The 16219-nt window shown below is 73.5% G+C and carries 12 protein-coding genes and 1 riboswitch; of the genes, 5 read left to right on the plus strand and 7 right to left on the minus strand.

Features of this window, described 5'->3' with window-relative positions; genetic code table 11:
- Nucleotides 1-18: 18 nt before the first annotated feature.
- The 4 genes from metH to AC559T_RS23575 all read right to left on the minus strand — a co-directional run bounded on the left by metH (nt 19) and on the right by AC559T_RS23575 (nt 7520).
- Nucleotides 19-3792, minus strand: a complete 3774-nt coding sequence (metH, locus tag AC559T_RS23560) for a methionine synthase (RefSeq protein ID WP_498870144.1) — start codon at nt 3790-3792, stop codon at nt 19-21.
- Nucleotides 3793-3808: 16 nt separating this feature from the next.
- Nucleotides 3809-3885, minus strand: a riboswitch (S-adenosyl-L-homocysteine riboswitch).
- Nucleotides 3886-3946: 61 nt separating this feature from the next.
- On the minus strand, nt 3947-4777 hold the full coding sequence (locus AC559T_RS23565; protein WP_498870145.1) for an alpha/beta fold hydrolase: 831 nt from the start codon (nt 4775-4777) through the stop codon (nt 3947-3949).
- Between the two features lie 218 nt (nt 4778-4995).
- Nucleotides 4996-6888 carry a lytic transglycosylase domain-containing protein gene (locus tag AC559T_RS23570; protein WP_498870146.1) on the minus strand — a complete coding sequence of 631 codons (1893 nt, stop codon included), beginning with the start codon at nt 6886-6888 and terminating at the stop codon, nt 4996-4998.
- Nucleotides 6889-7103: 215 nt separating this feature from the next.
- On the minus strand, nt 7104-7520 hold the full coding sequence (locus tag AC559T_RS23575; RefSeq protein ID WP_131626027.1) for a VOC family protein: 417 nt from the start codon (nt 7518-7520) through the stop codon (nt 7104-7106).
- A gap of 129 nt (nt 7521-7649) precedes the next feature.
- On the opposite strand from AC559T_RS23575, the gene AC559T_RS23580 reads away from it, so the two are divergent.
- Both AC559T_RS23580 and AC559T_RS23585 read left to right on the plus strand, forming a co-directional pair.
- Nucleotides 7650-8735, plus strand: coding sequence for a helix-turn-helix transcriptional regulator (locus AC559T_RS23580; protein ID WP_498870147.1), 1086 nt, complete (start codon nt 7650-7652; stop codon nt 8733-8735).
- Nucleotides 8736-8841: 106 nt separating this feature from the next.
- Entirely contained in the window at nt 8842-10155 is a 1314-nt protein-coding gene (locus AC559T_RS23585; RefSeq protein ID WP_071060174.1) for a DUF2252 domain-containing protein, read from the plus strand.
- 63 nt (nt 10156-10218) lie between these two features.
- Here AC559T_RS23585 and AC559T_RS23590 read toward each other — a convergent pair whose 3' ends face one another.
- The gene (locus tag AC559T_RS23590; protein WP_498870148.1) at nt 10219-10902 is read right to left on the minus strand and encodes an alpha/beta fold hydrolase; all 684 of its coding nucleotides are present in this window, start codon (nt 10900-10902) and stop codon (nt 10219-10221) included.
- Nucleotides 10903-11011: 109 nt separating this feature from the next.
- Here AC559T_RS23590 and AC559T_RS23595 point away from each other — a divergent pair, with 109 nt between their 5' ends.
- Nucleotides 11012-11491 carry a MarR family winged helix-turn-helix transcriptional regulator gene (locus AC559T_RS23595; protein WP_071060176.1) on the plus strand — a complete coding sequence of 160 codons (480 nt, stop codon included), beginning with the start codon at nt 11012-11014 and terminating at the stop codon, nt 11489-11491.
- Nucleotides 11491-13446 carry an MFS transporter gene (locus AC559T_RS23600; RefSeq protein WP_498870149.1) on the plus strand — a complete coding sequence of 652 codons (1956 nt, stop codon included), beginning with the start codon at nt 11491-11493 and terminating at the stop codon, nt 13444-13446. Before AC559T_RS23595 ends, AC559T_RS23600 begins: the two co-directional genes overlap by 1 nt.
- Here AC559T_RS23600 and AC559T_RS23605 read toward each other — a convergent pair.
- Nucleotides 13424-14092, minus strand: a complete 669-nt coding sequence (locus AC559T_RS23605) for a response regulator (protein WP_083390750.1) — start codon at nt 14090-14092, stop codon at nt 13424-13426. The two genes, AC559T_RS23600 and AC559T_RS23605, sit on opposite strands and share 23 nt — an antisense overlap.
- Nucleotides 14089-15504 carry a sensor histidine kinase gene (locus AC559T_RS23610; protein ID WP_498870150.1) on the minus strand — a complete coding sequence of 472 codons (1416 nt, stop codon included), beginning with the start codon at nt 15502-15504 and terminating at the stop codon, nt 14089-14091. Before AC559T_RS23610 ends, AC559T_RS23605 begins: the two co-directional genes overlap by 4 nt.
- Nucleotides 15505-15816: 312 nt before the next feature.
- Between AC559T_RS23610 and AC559T_RS23615 the strand changes: the two genes are divergently transcribed.
- On the plus strand, nt 15817-16219 hold a 403-nt coding region (locus AC559T_RS23615; protein WP_498870151.1), incomplete at its 3' end, for an ABC transporter ATP-binding protein.

Consider the following 16219-nt stretch of genomic DNA (forward strand, 5'->3'; position numbering starts at 1 on the left):
CCGCGCGGGACGAGATCCCTACTCGGGGTCGTAGGCGAGGTTCGGGCGCAGCCAGCGCTCGACGTCGCCGACCGTCAGGCCGCGTCGCGTGGCGTAGTCCTCGACCTGGTCGCGGCCGATGCGCCCGACGGTGAAGTACCGCGACGACGGGCTGGCGAAGATCAGCCCGCTGACGGCGGCGGCCGGGGTCATCGCGAAGGACTCGGTCAGGCCCAGGCCGACCTGGCCGGCGTCCAGCAGGTCGAACAGAGCCTGCTTCTCGCTGTGGTCGGGGCTCGCCGGGTAGCCGAAGGCGGGGCGGATGCCGCGGAACCGCTCGGCGTGCAGGTCCGCCAGCGCCGGTTCGGACCCCGGCTCGAACCAGGCGCGGCGCGCCTCGAGGTGGACGTACTCGGCGAACGCCTCGGCCAGCCGGTCGGCGAGGGCCTTGACCATGATCGAACGGTAGTCGTCCTGACGGGCCTCGAAGGCGGCCGCGAGTGTGTCAGCGCCGTGGATGGCCACCGCGAACCCGCCGAGGTGGTCGCCGGCCGGGGCCACGTAGTCGGCGAGGCTGCGGTTCGGGCGTCCCGCGGGCTTGGCGGTCTGCTGGCGCAGCATCGGCACCCGCAGCCGGCCCGCCGCGTCGGCACCGGGGCCAGCGTCAGCGCCACCACCGAGATCGATCAGGATGTCGTCGCCGTCCGAGTTGGCCGGCCAGAAGCCGTAGACGCCCTCGGCCCGCAGGGAGCCGTCCGCGATGATCTGGTCGAGCAGCGTGTTGCCCTCGTCGAACAGCTCGCGGGCGACCGGCTGGTCGAGGATCGCCGGGTACTTGCCCTTCAGCTCCCAGGCGAGGAAGAAGAACTGCCAGTCGATCATCTCGCGCAGCGCGGTGAGCTCCGGCGTGACGACGCGGACGCCGGTGAACGCCGGCACGGGCAGCTCGTCGAAGGAGACCTGCTCGCGGTTCGCCCGCGCCTGGGCGAGGGTGAGCAGCGGCTGCTGCTGGCGCTTCTCGTGCTGCTCACGCAGGTGCTGCTGCTCCTCCCGGTTGCGCACGGCGAGGTCGGCGGCCCGGTCGCTGTCCAGCAGGTCGGAGACCACGCCGACGACACGGGAGGCGTCCAGCACGTGGACGGTTGTGGCGTCGTAGGCGGGGGCGATGCGCACGGCGGTGTGCTGGCGTGAGGTGGTCGCGCCGCCGATCAGCAGCGGCAGCTTCAGCCCGCGGCGCTGCATCTCGGTGGCCACCGAGACCATTTCGTCCAGTGACGGGGTGATCAGGCCGGACAGGCCGATCGCGTCGGCGCTCTCGGCCACCGCCGTGTCGAGGATGACCTTCGCGGGGACCATCACCCCCAGGTCGATCACCTCGTAGTTGTTGCAGCCCAGGACCACGCCGACGATGTTCTTGCCGATGTCGTGGACGTCGCCCTTGACCGTCGCCATCACCACCTTGCCGTTACCGCTGCGGTCGGTGTTGGCGGTGCCGTCCAGCAGCGCCTGCTGCTTCTCGGCCTCCATGAACGGTTCCAGGTAGGCGACGGAGCGCTTCATCACCCGGGCGCTCTTCACGACCTGCGGCAGGAACATCTTCCCGGAGCCGAACAGGTCACCGACGATCTTCATGCCGTCCATCAGCGGGCCCTCGATCACGTCGAGCGCGCGGGCCGCGCCGGCGCGGGCCTCCTCCGTGTCGGCCTCGATGAAGTCGACGATGCCGTGCACGAGCGCGTGGGAGAGCCGCTGCTCCACCGGCCCCTCGCGCCAGGACAGGTCCACGACGCGCTTCGTGCCGCTGCCGGTCACCGTCTCGGCGAACGAGACGAGCCGGTCGGTGGCGTCGTCGCGCCGGTCGAAGAGCACGTCCTCGACGAGCTCGAGCAGGTCCGCGGGGATGTCCTGGTAGACCGCGAGCTGGCCGGCGTTCACGATGCCCATGTCGAGCCCGGCCTGCACGGCGTAGAAGAGGAACGCCGAGTGCATCGCCTCGCGGACGACGTCGTTGCCGCGGAAGGAGAACGACAGGTTCGAGATGCCGCCGCTGATGTGCACCCCGGGACAGCGCTGCTTGATCAGCGGCAGCGCGTCGAGGAATGCCTTCGCGTAGCCGTTGTGCTCGGCGATGCCGGTGGCGACGGCGAGCACGTTCGGGTCGAAGACGATGTCCTCGGCCGGGAACCCGACCCGCTGGGTGAGCAGGTCGTAGGCGCGGCCGCAGATGGCCACCTTGCGCTCGGCGGTCTCGGCCTGGCCCTGCTCGTCGAAGGCCATCACGACGACGCCGGCACCGAAGTCGCGGATGCGCCGGGCCTGCTCGAGGAAGGGCTCCTCACCCTCCTTGAGGCTGATCGAGTTGACCACGCCCTTGCCCTGCACGCAGCGCAGCCCCGCCTCCAGCACACTCCAGCGCGAGCTGTCGATCATGATGGGCAGTCGGGCCGCCTCCGGCTCGGTGGCCAGCAGGTTCAGGAAGGTCGTCATCGCCCGCTCGCTGTCGAGCAGGTCGGCGTCCATGTTGACGTCGAGCAGGTTCGCGCCGCCGCGCACCTGCTCCAGGGCGACGTCGATGGCGCCCTGGAAGTCGTTGCCCTCGATCAGCCGGCGGAACCGCGCCGACCCGGTGACGTTGGTGCGCTCGCCGATCATGACGAACCCGGTGTCCGGGCCGATCTCGAACGGCTCCAGCCCGCTGAACCGGGTGCGCGGCGGCAGCGCCGGAACCGGGCGCGGTGCCGCGCCGGCGACCGCGGCGGCGATCCGCGCGATGTGCGCCGGGGTCGTCCCGCAGCAGCCGCCGACGATGTTGACCATGCCCGCCTCGGCGAACTCGCCGATCAGCCGGCCGGCCTCCTCCGGGGACTGGTCGTAGCCGCCGAACGCGTTCGGCAGGCCGGCGTTGGGATGGCAGGCCGTGTACGTCCCCGCGAGGCGGGCGAGGTCGGCGACGTGCGGGCGCATCTCGTCGGCGCCCAGCGAGCAGTTCACCCCGACGACCAGCGGGTTCGCGTGCGCGATGGAGCTCCAGAACGCCTCGACGGTCTGCCCCGACAGCGTCCGCCCGCTCAGGTCGACGATCGTCACCGAGATCCACAGCGGCAGCTGGGGCGCGACCTCGCGGGCGGCGGCGATCGCGGCCTTCGCGTTGAGCGTGTCGAAGATCGTCTCGATGAGGAGCAGGTCGACCCCGCCCTCGGCGAGAGCCTCGATCTGCTCGGCGTAGGAGTCCCGGACCTCGTCGAAGGTTGCCGCCCGGTAGGCCGGGTCCTCGACCCGCGGCGACAGCGAGAGCGCGACGTTCAGCGGCCCGATCGACCCGGCGACGAACCGCCGCCCGCCCGCCTCGTCGGCGGCCTGGCGGGCCAGCTGCGCGCCCCGCACGTTCATCTCCCGCACGAGCGACTGCAGGCCGTAGTCGGCCTGGGCGATGCTCGTCGCGGTGAACGTGTTCGTGGTCGTGATGTCCGCGCCGGCCGCCAGGTACTGCCGGTGCACGTCGAGAATGACATCCGGCCGGGTCAGGTTCAGCAGGTCCGGATCGCCGCTGACGTCCTTCGGGTGGTCGGCGAACCGCTCCGTGCGGTAGTCGGCGGGGGTGAGGCCGGCGTTCTGCAGCATCGTGCCCCAGGCCCCGTCGAGGACGACGACCCGCTGCTCCAGCAGCTCCCGCAGTGCCTGTTCGCTGCCGGTGGCCGCCGGCCGGACGGCACCGCCGCCTTCGGGCCGTGCGCCGGCGCCGGCCTCGGCTTGCTCGCCTCCGACAGTGCCGGCGGGGACCGACACCTCGTCGAGCGATCCGGATCCTGCCATCGCGCACACCTCCCGGTTGTGGGAGGCGCCCTTGCGGATGAGGTTCCGATCGAGCGTGGCGGACCTCGGTCCGTTGCAGCGCCCCTCGACCGGCATCGACGATACCGTGCCGTCCGCGCGCCGCGGGGCGGGGCTCGACCGGCCGGGTGAACGGTCAGCTCAGCGGATCGGCCGTACCCGGCGGGTCGGTCACCGCCCGATGACCCGCCAGCGCCGGGGTGTCAGCCGGGGCCAGGTGGTCGGTCAGCAGCGTGCGCAGCGCGAGCCGTTCGCTCCACATCGGTGCTGTCGCCGGGAACACATGTGACCGGGCGGCGGGAAGAGCCGCGGCGAGGGCCAGCGCCGTCTCCGTGCGGTGGATGAGGTCGCCCTCCTGGCCGACGACCAGCGTCCGCGCGCGCACCCGCGCCAGCCGGGCGCGGTCCGGGACGGGCGCGTTCCCCGGCCGCTCGGTGGGCGCCGAGCAGGCCATCAGCATGAGCGCGTACGCGCGCAGGTAGACGGCGCCGCCGCGGGCGTCCCGAAGCTCCGGGGACATGCACCGCGCGATCTCGGCCCGCAGCTCCGCCGGGTCACCGGCCAGCCTGGCGACGTGGACGCGCCGGAACATCTCGTGGATCTCGGCCGGGATCGGCTCGTCGACGGCCGGGGGCAGCAGCAGCGCCATCGCCGTGAACAGGTCCGGCTCGCCGTCGGCCAGGGCGAGCAGCGCGCCCGCGCCCATGCTCTGCCCGACCGCCGCGCTGGCCCCCACCGCGCGGGCGACGCCGGCCAGCTCCTCGGCGAGGTCGGCGTACGTCCAGCCGTTCGGCCGGGGCGACGAGTCCCCGTAGCCGCGGAAGTTCACCGCGACCAGCGTCCCGGGGACACCGGCCACCGTCGGCAGCATGACCCGCGCCGACGCCCCCCACGCGTGCGCGACCAGCACCACCGGCTCCCCGTCGCCTACGACGAGCACCTCGTTCACGGCACCTCGGGCGCCCACCGCCCGCACCTCCGGCGCCCGCCCGTTCGTCCGTGCCCTCACCGACACCCGCTTTCCCGACCCGTTCCGACACCCACGTTCCGACATCCACCATCGTGGACGTCCCCGGCCCACGCCCCGCGCACGGCCGCCTCGACGAGCGGGCCCGCCGCGGCCGCCATCCCGGCGATGCTCATTCCACGGTGCTCATCCCGGTGGCGCCGCGCCGCACACGCGCCCTACGGCGCCGCGGACGCCGGGTCACCCGTCCGAGTCGCCGTGGGCGTCGCGGGGCCGGACCCCACCGCGGCTGGCGCCGAGGTGGCCGGCTGCGTGGTGGCCGGCTGCGTGGTGGCCGGCTGCGTGGTGGCCGGCTGCGTGGTGGCCGGTGGAGACATGGCCGGCTTTGAGGTGGCCGGTGTCGACGTGGCTGGCGGCGAGGCGGCCGGTGGAGTGGCGGCCCGGACGGGAGTTCTCGGTGTGCCGGCGGGCGATCCGGTAGACGGCCCGGGTGCGGACGCCGGCGGCTTCGGGGACGGCGCGTGCCCGGTGGGCGGAGTGCCGGTGGCCGCCGGGCGGGCGACGAAGGCTTTCACGTTCAGCTGGCTGACCAGCAGCCGCACCGTGTACACGCGCCCGGACTCGGCATGCGCCTCGAGGGTGAGGACGAACCTTCCCGCGGGCAGGCCCGCCGCGGCGAGGTCCCCGCCGGCGAGCCGCGCGAGCAGGGTCGGCTTCTCCTCCCCGGACGCCGCTCCCGTGCCCCCGGGCGCTGCCTGCGCGGGCCGGTCCGGCTCGGCGGGAATCGTGATCTCGCTTCTCGCGATCGGGCGCCCGGCCTCCGTCGCGGCGGTGGCCACCACCCGCAGTGGTCCGGCCGGAGCCGGGCGGCGCGCCGAGGTCAGGTCCAGCGCCTCGAAGCCGGCGGCGGTGCCGTCGAGCTCGACCGGTGTGACGGCGAGATCGGTGACCGCGATACCAAGGTCGCGCAGCGCCGCGGACACCGGCTCCTCGCCGACCCCGCCCCCGTCACCCGGCCGGTGCTCCTCCGGGACGACCTCGACGCGGGGCCCTCCGTCCCCGCCGGCAGGCAGCGACGGCCCCGGCCCGGCCGGGGGCTCACTGGGGGCCGGCGTGCCCGGTTCGGCCGGCGCGGTGGGCTCAGCTGGCGCGGTGGGCTCAGCCGGCGTCGTGGGCCCGGCTGGAACCAGGGGGCCGCCAGCCGGCTCCGGGGCGGTCAGCTCCGGGACAGCCGGCTCCGGGTCACCGGCCTGCGCCGGCTCGCCGGGCAGCGCGGTCGCGCCCTTCTCCCGATAGGCGGTCATCCAGGTCAGCACGGCGTTCACATAGGACGTCGACGGGTTGTAGGAGAAGATCGCCGCGCGCAGCTGGTCCGGCCGGCTCACGTCCCGCCCGTGGGCGCAGAGGTAGCCGCCCGCGGCGAGCGTCGCGTCGTGGATGTTCTGCGGATCGCGGCGGCCGTCGCCCGACCCGTCCCGGCCCGACGTCCGCCAGGTGGTCGGGATGAACTGCATCGGGCCGACCGCGCGGTCCAGCGTGGTGTCGCCGTCGAACACGCCGTCGTCCGAGTCGCGGATCAGCGCACGCCCATCCCGGCCGTCGAGGACGGGACCGAGGATCGGCCGGGTCACCGTGCCGTCGTCGGCCATCGGCCGGCCCGCCGCGTGGCCGGACTCGATCTTCCCGATGGCGGCGAGGAGTTCCCACGGGAGGTGGCAGCCGGGCAGCTCCCGTTCGACGCGCCCGGCGGCCTGGCGGTAGGCGTCGAGGACGCGGTCGGGGACGCCCCGCCCACCCGTGATGACAGTGCCCGCCGGCCCCGAGCCGTCGTCGCTCCCGCTCCCGCTGCCGGCGCTCCCGTCCCCGCCGGTCTCGTCCCCCGGGGCGGTCGTCGCGTCGGTACCGCCATCGCCGGCCGCACCAGAGTCCTCTCCGAGTGGGTCGAGGCCCGCGGGGATCTCGGTGAGGCTCGCCACGTCGGTCGGCGCCGTGCCCGGCGGCTTGGAATCCGCCAGGTTCCACCGGCCGGCCTGATCGGATGGCAACGGCTCCGACTCCGGCCGGGCCGCCGCGCCGGAGCAGAGCAGCAGCAGCCCCGCCGTGGCGACCACTGGCAACGCCGTCCGGACGCGGCCGTTACGGGGCTGCTGCCGGGGCCGCCGGTGGCGGCCGCCCGGCGTGTCGCCATCCGCCGGTGTCATCGGATCGGGCGAGGGTCAGGATCCGCCGGGAAGTACCACATCCGTACAATTGTGGCTGCCCAGCGCGACCATCGGGCGAAGAACAGGTGACATGAACGCGATCCGCCGCTCTGCGGACGCCGCGCTCAGCCCTCCTGCGCCGGCGGGCAGAGGCAGAACGGGTGGCCGGCCGGGTCGAGCAGCACCCGCCAGCGCTCGCCCCCCGGCTGGAATTCGGCCTGCGTCGCCCCAAGCTTCTCCGCGAGGCTGATCGAGGCCTCCAGATCCGCCACGCGGAAGTCGAGGTGGACCTGCTGGGGCGCGGACTGGTCGGGCCAGCTCGGCGGCTGGTAGCTCTCGACGCGCTGGAAGCCGATCATGATTTCGGTGCCCGGCGGGCTCAGGAACGCCCAGGCGCCCTCCTCGTCCGCGCCGCCGACGCCCCAGCCCGTCAGCTCGCCGTAGAAGGCCGCCAGATCCTTCGCGTTCGGGCAGTCGAGCATCAGCCCTGCCCAGGTCACGGGCGCGGCCTGGCTGGGCTGGGCGATCTCCGTGGTTGCCATGGTCGAACTCCTTCGCTCGTTGGTTCCACGCGTCGGTGCGCTGTCAACACCCATCCTGGCGTCGATAACTGACTTCTCCTGTCAGGTATCGCCGGGAGATGACAGAGGGAGACGGGGGAGAATTCGGTCGTGCGTGCCAGCCGGCTCCTCTCCGTCCTCCTGCTGCTGCAGACCCGCGGCCGGCTGACGGCCCGTGAGATGGCCGCCGAGCTGGAGGTGTCGGTCCGCACGGTCTACCGGGACCTGGACGCGCTCGCCGAGGCCGGCGTCCCGGTGCTGGCGGAGCGTGGGGCCACCGGCGGTTACGAGCTGCTCGCCGGCTACCGCACCCGGCTGACCGGGCTGACCTCGGACGAGGCCGACTCCCTGCTGTTCGCCGGGCTCCCGGACGCCGCCGCCGAGCTCGGTTTCGGCGCGGTCGTCGCCGCCGCCGAGCTCAAGTTGCTCGCCGCGCTCCCGGCCGAGGCCCGTGAGCGGGCACTTCGGGTGCGGGAGCTGTTCCACCTCGACGCGCCCGGCTGGTTCCGCGCCGCCGAGCCGGTGCCGCTGCTCGCCGAGGTCGCCGGTGCGGTGTGGGGGCGGCGGCGCATCCGGATCACCTACCTGCGTTGGCGCGCACCGCGCCGGGTCGTCCGCGAGCTGGAGCTGCTCGGCGTGGTCCTCAAGAGCGGCACCTGGTATGTCGTAGCCACCGCCTGCCCCGGCGACGGCCGGGCCGACATCGCGGACGCTCCACCCGCGGAGACACCGGAGACACCGGAGACACCGGAGACGGCGGAGACGGCGGAGGCGTCCGTGCGGGTGTACCGGGTCGCGAGGATTCTCGGTCTCGAGGCGATGCCGGAGACGTTCGAACGGCCGGAGCGGTTCGACCTGGCGGCCTACTGGGAGCAGTGGACCGCCAGGTACGAGGCCGGCGTCTACCGGGGGACCGCCACGGTGCGCCTGTCGCCGGAGGGCCGGCGGATGGTTCCCTTCCGGCTCGCCCCGGCGGTGGCGCGGGCCGTCGAGCAGACCGCGGGCGACCCCGACGCCGACGGCTGGGTGCGCGCCGAGCTCCCGATCGAGTCGGTCCGGCACGCCCGAGGCGACCTGCTCGTCCTCGGCCCTGAGCTGGAGGTGCTCGATCCCCCGGAGCTGCGGGCGGCGATGGCGGACGCGGTCGCGGGCCTGACGGCGTTCTACGGCCCGCCCGCGAACCCGCCCGCGTGCTGAGATGACCGGCCCCCGGCCCGGCCCGGCCCCCGGCCGGGAAGCGCTGGCATGCTGAACGGATAACGCGCGGACCACAGTGGTAGTCGCGCGAGGAGGAGCGCAGCGCATGACGACGTCCGCCCCCGAATCCGAGCGCGCCCAGGTGATCGGGGACGTCTTCACGGCGGCGTTCGGCGAGCTGATGGCCGCCGAGCCGGGCGCGTTCCGGCGCAAGTTCCGGAAGATGGCGGCCTCGCCGTTCGCGTTCTACCGGGGTTCGGCCGCGCTTTTCTACGCCGACGTCCACGACATCGACGACCCGTTCCTCGACGAGCGGACGAGCCGGGTGTGGATCCACGGTGACCTGCACGCGGAGAACTTCGGCACCTACATGAGCAGCAACGGCGTGCTGGTCTTCAACGTCAACGACTTCGACGAGGCCTACGTCGGGCCGTTCCGCTGGGACCTGCGCCGGCTGGTGGCGAGCCTCGCGCTGCTGGGCCGCGCCAAGGCGCTCAGCGACGCCGTGATCACGGGCCTCGTCGAGGCCTGCGCGGACGCCTACCGGGAGAAGATCCGCGACCTCGCCGAGGGCGGGTCGTCGGCGGACCTGCTGACCCGGACGTCCACCTCGGGCGTGGTGCACGCGTTCCTGCAGCAGGCACGGCGCTCCACCCGGGTCGGCCTGCTCGACGACCTCACGGTGGTCGAGCACTACGACCGGCGCTTCGCGCGGGTCGACGGCGTCACCGCGGTTGACGAGGAGACCCGCGCGAAGGTCCTCGAGGCGTTCGACCGCTACCTGGCGACGGTGCCGCCGGGCCGGCGCACCCGCCCGGTGTCGCTGACCGTCAAGGACGTCGTCGCCCGGCGCGGGGTGGGCATCGGCAGCGCCGGCCTGCCGTCCTACAACCTGCTGGTCGAGGGCCAGACCGAGGCGCTCGACAACGACGTCGTCCTGTACATGAAGCAGGGGCAGGTCCCGGCGGTCAGCCGCTTCGTCTCCGACGAACGGATCCGGGAGTACTTCCACCACCAGGGCCATCGGACGGCCGTCTCGCAGCGGGCGCTGCAGGCCGACAGCGACACCTGGCTCGGCCACACCGAGGTCGACGGCGTCGGCCAGCTCGTCGCCGAGGTGTCGCCGTACGCCCAGGATCTGGACTGGTCCGAGGTGAACGAGCGGGAGCAGATGTTCGCCCTGGTCGCCGACCTCGGCCGGTCGACCGCGCGGATGCACGCCGTCGCCGACGACGAGAGCGAGCACGACCTGGTCAGCTTCTCCACCGAGGACGCGATCCACGAGGCGATCTCGGCGGACGAGAAGGCGTTCACGGCGTCCCTGGTCGAGTTCGCGCACGACTACGGCGCCCAGGTCCACCACGACCACGCGCTGTTCGTCGACATGTTCCGCAACGGGCAGATCATCGACGTCGACTGAGACCGCGGGCCGGCCAGGCGCCGACCCGTCGGCGCCTGGCCGCGCGCCTGCCCGCCGGGGCGGTCAGACGCCGAGGAAGTCCAGCACGGCGTTCATCGCCCGCGGGTTGGCCTGCACGGAATAGTGGTCCGCGCCCTCGATGGTCCGTCCGGTGGCCTTGGGGAACAGCGCGGCCAGCTCCTCGGGTGAGCCCGCCCCCTCGTCCCGCTCGCCGGTGACGATCAGGACCTCGCAGCCGACGGTGGCCAGCTCGGCCGTGGTGAGCGTCCGCCTCGGCCGGCGGGCGAACGCGTCCACCGCCGCCATGTCGTTGCCGGCGCGCCGGGCGAGCCCGCGGATCAGGCGGGCCAGGATGTCGGTGCCGTCGTCCTCGGACGGTGTGGCACCGAGAACCGGGCCCCGCTGCGGGCGGGGCTCCAGCAGCCGTGGGCCGACGCCCATCAGGGCGAGCCGGTTGAACGGCGCCAGCCCGCGCACCGCGCACTCGAGCAACAGGTGGGCGCCGGCGGAGAAGCCCACGGCGTCGACGGCGCCGCGCCCGGCGAACGCCTCGGCGATCTCGGCGGCGGCGTCGGGGTAGGCCGCCGGATCGGTGTCCCGGCGGGAGCGGCCGTGTCCGGGCAGGTCGACCGCGACGACCTCACGGCCCGTCTCCTGGAGCAGGTCGATCCAGCCGGTTGCACGCCAGCCGTGTTCGCTCGACGACGCGAGGCCGTGGACGAGAACCACCGGCGCGATGTCAGCCATGCCCGAACAGTAAGCCCAGATCACCGGCCGGCGCTCCCGATTCCGGGACGTCGGCCCACTGACCCGGACACATCTGGTCAGGCTGGACTTGTAAGTCTAGGCTGACGGAATGTTCGCTGACGCTGAGATCGTCGAGGCGGACGCCGCCGGGCCCGTCGAACTCGCCGACCTCCTCGAGATCGCGGCCGGGCTGCGGCTGAGCATGAGCCTGCTGGGGCGGCGGCTGCGTCTGGTGCAGCCCGACGGTGAGCTGACCGTCGGGGAGATCGCGGCCCTGGTGCGCCTTGAGCGCGGCGGCCCGACCACCGCCGCGGCCCTCGCGAAGCAGGAGACGATCAGCCCGCAGTCGATGGGGGCGACCCTCGGCGGCCTGGAGGAGCGTGGCCTCGTCGAACGCCGGCCCGATCCCGACGACGGCCGCCGGGTGATCCTCTCGCTCGCCGACGCCGGCCGCGAGGCGCTGCGGGACAGGCGAAACGCCCGCAGCGAGCAGCTCGCGCGGGCGCTGTCCAGCGGCTTCGACGACGACGAGCTGGCCTGCCTGAAGGCCGCCGCGCCGCTGCTCGAGCGCCTGGCGCAGCGCATCTGATGGCGGCCGTCACCAAGCACGGCGATCGCCGCTGGGCCGTCCTGGCGAACACGACCGCCGCGGTCTTCATGTCGGCGCTCGACGGCTCCATCGTCCTGATCGCCCTGCCGCCGATCTTCCTCGGCATCGACCTGGATCCGCTGGCGCCCGGTAACGTGAGCTATCTGCTCTGGATGATCATGGGATACCGCCTGGTGCAGGCGGTGCTCGTCGTGCCGCTGGGGCGGCTGGGCGACATGTTCGGCCGGGTGCGGATCTACAACGCCGGCTTTGTGGTCTTCACCGTCGCCTCCATCCTGCTGTCCTTCGATCCCTTCCACGGGCGCAGCGCCGCGATGTGGCTGATCGGCTGGCGCGTGCTGCAGGCGGTCGGCGGCTCCATGCTGGCCGCCAACTCGGCCGCGATCCTCACCGACGTGTTCCCGCCCGACCAGCGCGGTCTGGCGCTCGGCATCAACCAGGTCGCCGCGCTCGCCGGGCAGTTCATCGGCCTGGTCGCCGGCGGGGTGCTGGCCGTCCTGGACTGGCGGGCGGTGTTCTGGGTGAACGTGCCCGTCGGTGTCTTCGGCACCATCTGGGCCTACCGGACGCTGCGCGAGCCCGAGCGCCGGGACCGCCCGGAACGGGGCCGCTTCGACTGGTGGGGCAACATCACCTTCTCGGTGGGCCTGGGGGCGGTGCTGATCGCCGTCACCGAGGGCCTGCAGCCCTACAAGAACCACGCGATGGCCTGGAGCAGCCCCAAGGTCCTGGTGCTGCTCATCGGGGGAGTGGCGCTGCTGGCAGCCTTCGTCGTGATCGAGAAGCGGTTCGAGTCGCCGATGTTCGAGCTCTCGCTGTTCCGAATCCGGGCCTTCAGCGCCGGGAACGCGGCCGGCCTGGCGGTGTCGGTCGCGCGCGGCGGTCTGCAGTTCATGCTGATCATCTGGCTGCAGGGGATCTGGCTGCCCCTGCACGGCTACGACTTCGACGACACCCCGTTCTGGGCAGGAATCTACCTGTTGCCACTGACCGCCGGTGTCCTCGTGGCGGGCCCGCTGTCGGGGTTCCTGTCCGACCGCTCCGGCGCCCGCGGCCTGGCCACCACCGGGATGCTGGTGTTCGCGGGCAGCTTCGTCGGCCTCATGCTGCTGCCCGTCAACTTCTCCTACTGGGCGTTCGGCCTGCTGATCACCGTGAACGGCATCGGCGCCGGGATGTTCGCCGCGCCGAACTCGTCCTCGATCATGAGCAGCGTCCCGGCGCACCTGCGCGGGGTCGGATCCGGGATGCGCTCGACCTTCCAGAACGCCGGCGGCGCGCTGTCCATCGGGCTCTTCTTCTCACTCATGGTCGCCGGGCTGGCGGGCAGCCTGCCGGGAGCCTTCTCCGCCGGCCTGCGGGCGGAGGGCGTGTCCGCCGACGTCGCCCAGCAGGTCGGTTCCCTGCCCCCGGTCGCGTCGCTGTTCGCCGCGGTGCTCGGCCTGAACCCGGTCGAGCACCTGCTGAGCTCGACCGGCACGCTGGACGACCTGACGCCGGACCACCGGGCGACCGTCACCGGCCGCGAGTTCTTCCCCCACCTCATCTCGACGCCGTTCCACGACGGCCTCGTCGTCGTGTTCGTGGCCTCGGCCCTGCTCGGCCTCATCGCCGCGGCGGCGTCGGTGCTGCGCGGTGCCCACCATGTCGAGCGGGACCCGCTCGAGCCGGTCCCGCTCGCGGTGGGCCTCCTCGAGTCGGTGCCGGCGGAGCCCGTCCTCCTCGAGGCGTCGGGCCGTGATCGGGTCGGGACCGGTGCTGCCGGGGCCGACGTAGCCGGGGCCGACGTAGCTGGGGCCGACGTAGCTGGGGCCGAGGTGCTCGGGGCGGACTCGCCCGGGGCCGACGCGGCCGGTCCCGGGCCCGAAGCGTCGGGTCCGGCCGGGCCGGGTCCGGGCGCGACCGGACCGCTCAGGGGCGGCCCCCCGGGGTGACCAGTCCCGTCTCGTAGGCGACGACGACCGCCTGCACCCGGTCCCGCAGCCGCAGTTTGCCGAGGATCCGGGCCACATGAGTCTTCACCGTGGCCTCACTGAGCTGGAAACGTGCGGCCAGCTCGGCGTTGCTCAGACCACGCGCGAGGAACCGGAGGACCTCGAGCTCCCGCGGGGTGAGCGTCGCCAGGTCGCGGTGCGTCGCGGCGGCCACCCGCTCCGGTGAGGCGAACCGTTCCACCAACCGGCGGGTGATCGTCGGCGCGAGCAGCGCGTCCCCCGCGCGGACCAGCCGGACGGCGGCCACCAGCTGTTCGGGACTGACGTCCTTGAGCAGGAAGCCGCTGGCCCCGGCGGTCAGCGCCGCGTAGACGTACTGGTCGACGTCGAACGTCGTCAGGATGATCACCCGGGGCGCCTCCGCCGTGCCGCTCAGGATCCGGCGGGTGGCCTCCAGCCCGTCCATCACCGGCATGCGGATGTCCATGAGCACGACGTCCGGGCGGGTCCGCCGGACAGCGTCGACGGCCTGGGCGCCGTCGGCGGCGTCGGCGGCCACCTCGATCCCGTCGGCGGTGAGGATCATCCGGAACCCGGCCCGGACCAGCGCCTGGTCGTCGGCGACGACCACCCGTGGCGGGGTCACGGACCGTCCAGCGGGATCTCGGCCAGCACCCGGTACCCGCCGGTCGGGCGCGGGCCCGCCGCCAGCGTGCCGCCGTAGACGGCGAGCCGTTCCCGCAGGCCGAGCAGCCCGGCGCCGCTGCCCGCCCCGGCGGCCGCCGCCCGGACGCCGCCGCTGTCGGTCACCTCGACCCGGACCAGACCCGGTGCGTAGACCACGGCGACCCGGACCCGCGCCCCGGCGGCGTGCCTGACGGCATTGGTCAGGGCCTCCTGCACCACGCGGAACGCGGCCAGGTCGACGCCGGCGGGCAACGGCACCGGCGTTCCCGTCGCACTCAGCTCGACGTCCACTCCGGTGTCGCGAACGCGCCGCACCAGCTCGTCGACCCGGCCGAGCCCCGGCTGTGGGCTGGGGCCCGGGCCGTCGTCCCCCCCATCCGGGGCACCGCCACTCATCGTCAGCAGGCCCATCACGTGACGCAGCTCGGTCATCGCGCTGCGGCCGCTGGTCTCGACCGCACGGATGGCCTCGCGCGCCAGATCGGGGTTGGCGTCGAGCACCTTGCGGGCGGCGCCGGCCTGGATCACCATCACGCTCACATTGTGGGTGACGACGTCGTGCAGCTCGCGTGCGATGCGGGCCCGCTCCTGATCGGTGGCCTGCCGGCTCGCCGCGGCCCGTTCCGCCTCCTGCACCCGCGCGCGCTGAGTGCGGGTGTGGGCGGCGTTCGCCGCGAGGCCGAGCGGGATCAGGACCAGGAAGGGAAAGTAGTCAGAGCTGATCCTGGGGATCGTCGTGTGGTGGCCGAGCGTGAGCAGCACGGCACCACCGGCGATGCCCGCCGCCGCCCACGCCCGGTGCGGGCTGTACATCGCCGCGCTGTACCCGGCTATCAGGCAGGCCGTGAAGGTGAACGTCGTCAGGTCATCGATGTGCACGTCCAGCTGGAGTAACGACGCGGCGGCGATGACGCACCCGTAGGTCGCCAGCGGGAACCGCCGCCGCGCGGCCAGCGGTAGCGCGGCGAGGACGGCCAGCGCCAGCTGCCAGTCGGCGACCGGCGTCTGGACGGCGACGAACTGCGATGGGAACACCTGAGCCGGGCCCGCGCGTGACGGCACCTCCCGCGGTTCCGGGGCCACCGGCGGTACCGGTGCTGCCGGCGGTACCGGTTCCACTGGTGGTACCGGTTTCACCGGTGGTACGGGGGTCACCCGTGTGAGCGGGAGGACCGGCCGACTCTGCCGTTCGACGCGTGCCGACTGCGAGGTCCCCGGTGCGGGCACCGCGAGGAGGCGGTCACCGTTGATGGCGGTCACCACGCCCAGGGCCAGCACCAGGGCGAGGATCGCGTCGGCCACCCACGCCCAGACGGTGAGGCTGGCCGGGCCGGCCCGTTCCCGATGCCGCCGGATCGCCGCCCAGATCACCGGCCCAGTCTGGCAAGAGCGGCGTCCGTCCACATCCGCTGAGGTGCGCAGTGGCCGTACATCGCCGGCCTACCTCGCAGGGATGACGTCGCGCCCGGTGCGCCGGGCGGAGGAGCGGACATCGGCGCGACGGCCGACGCGCCCGCCCCGCGCCGGCCCCTAGCGTCCCGACCGACGCGGCCCGGATCACTCGCCGGCACAGCCCACCCCGGGGGCTGGCGCCGCCGGTCGGGACGTCGGGCGGTGAACACCGCACGGGTGACCGGCCGCGGGCCGCGTCGTGGCCGACCGACTCAGACCTGTGGAGGACCCATGCCCGCGCCCCCAGCCATCGCCATCCACGACATCACCAAGAGATACGACGGTGCCGCGTCGGCGCTGGCCGGGCTCTCGCTCACCGTGGCACCCGGCGAATCGCTGGCAATCGTCGGGCCGTCCGGCAGTGGCAAGTCGACGCTGCTCAACATGGTGGCCGGGCTGGACCGGCCGAGTACCGGCAGTGTCACGGTCGACGGCGTGCGGGTCGACCGGCTGAACGAGACCGCCGCGGCGAAGTTCCGTCGCGCGCGGATCGGAATGATCTTCCAGTTTTTCAACCTGTTGGATGACCTGACGGTCCTCGACAACGTGCTGCTGCCCGCCCAGCTCGCCGGCACACCGTCGGCCCGGGCGCGCGCCCGGGCCGGCGAGCGGCTCGGCTACCTCGGTGTGGGCA

The organism is Frankia sp. Hr75.2, from assembly GCF_949319125.1.
GTDB lineage: Bacteria > Actinomycetota > Actinomycetes > Frankiales > Frankiaceae > Parafrankia > Parafrankia soli.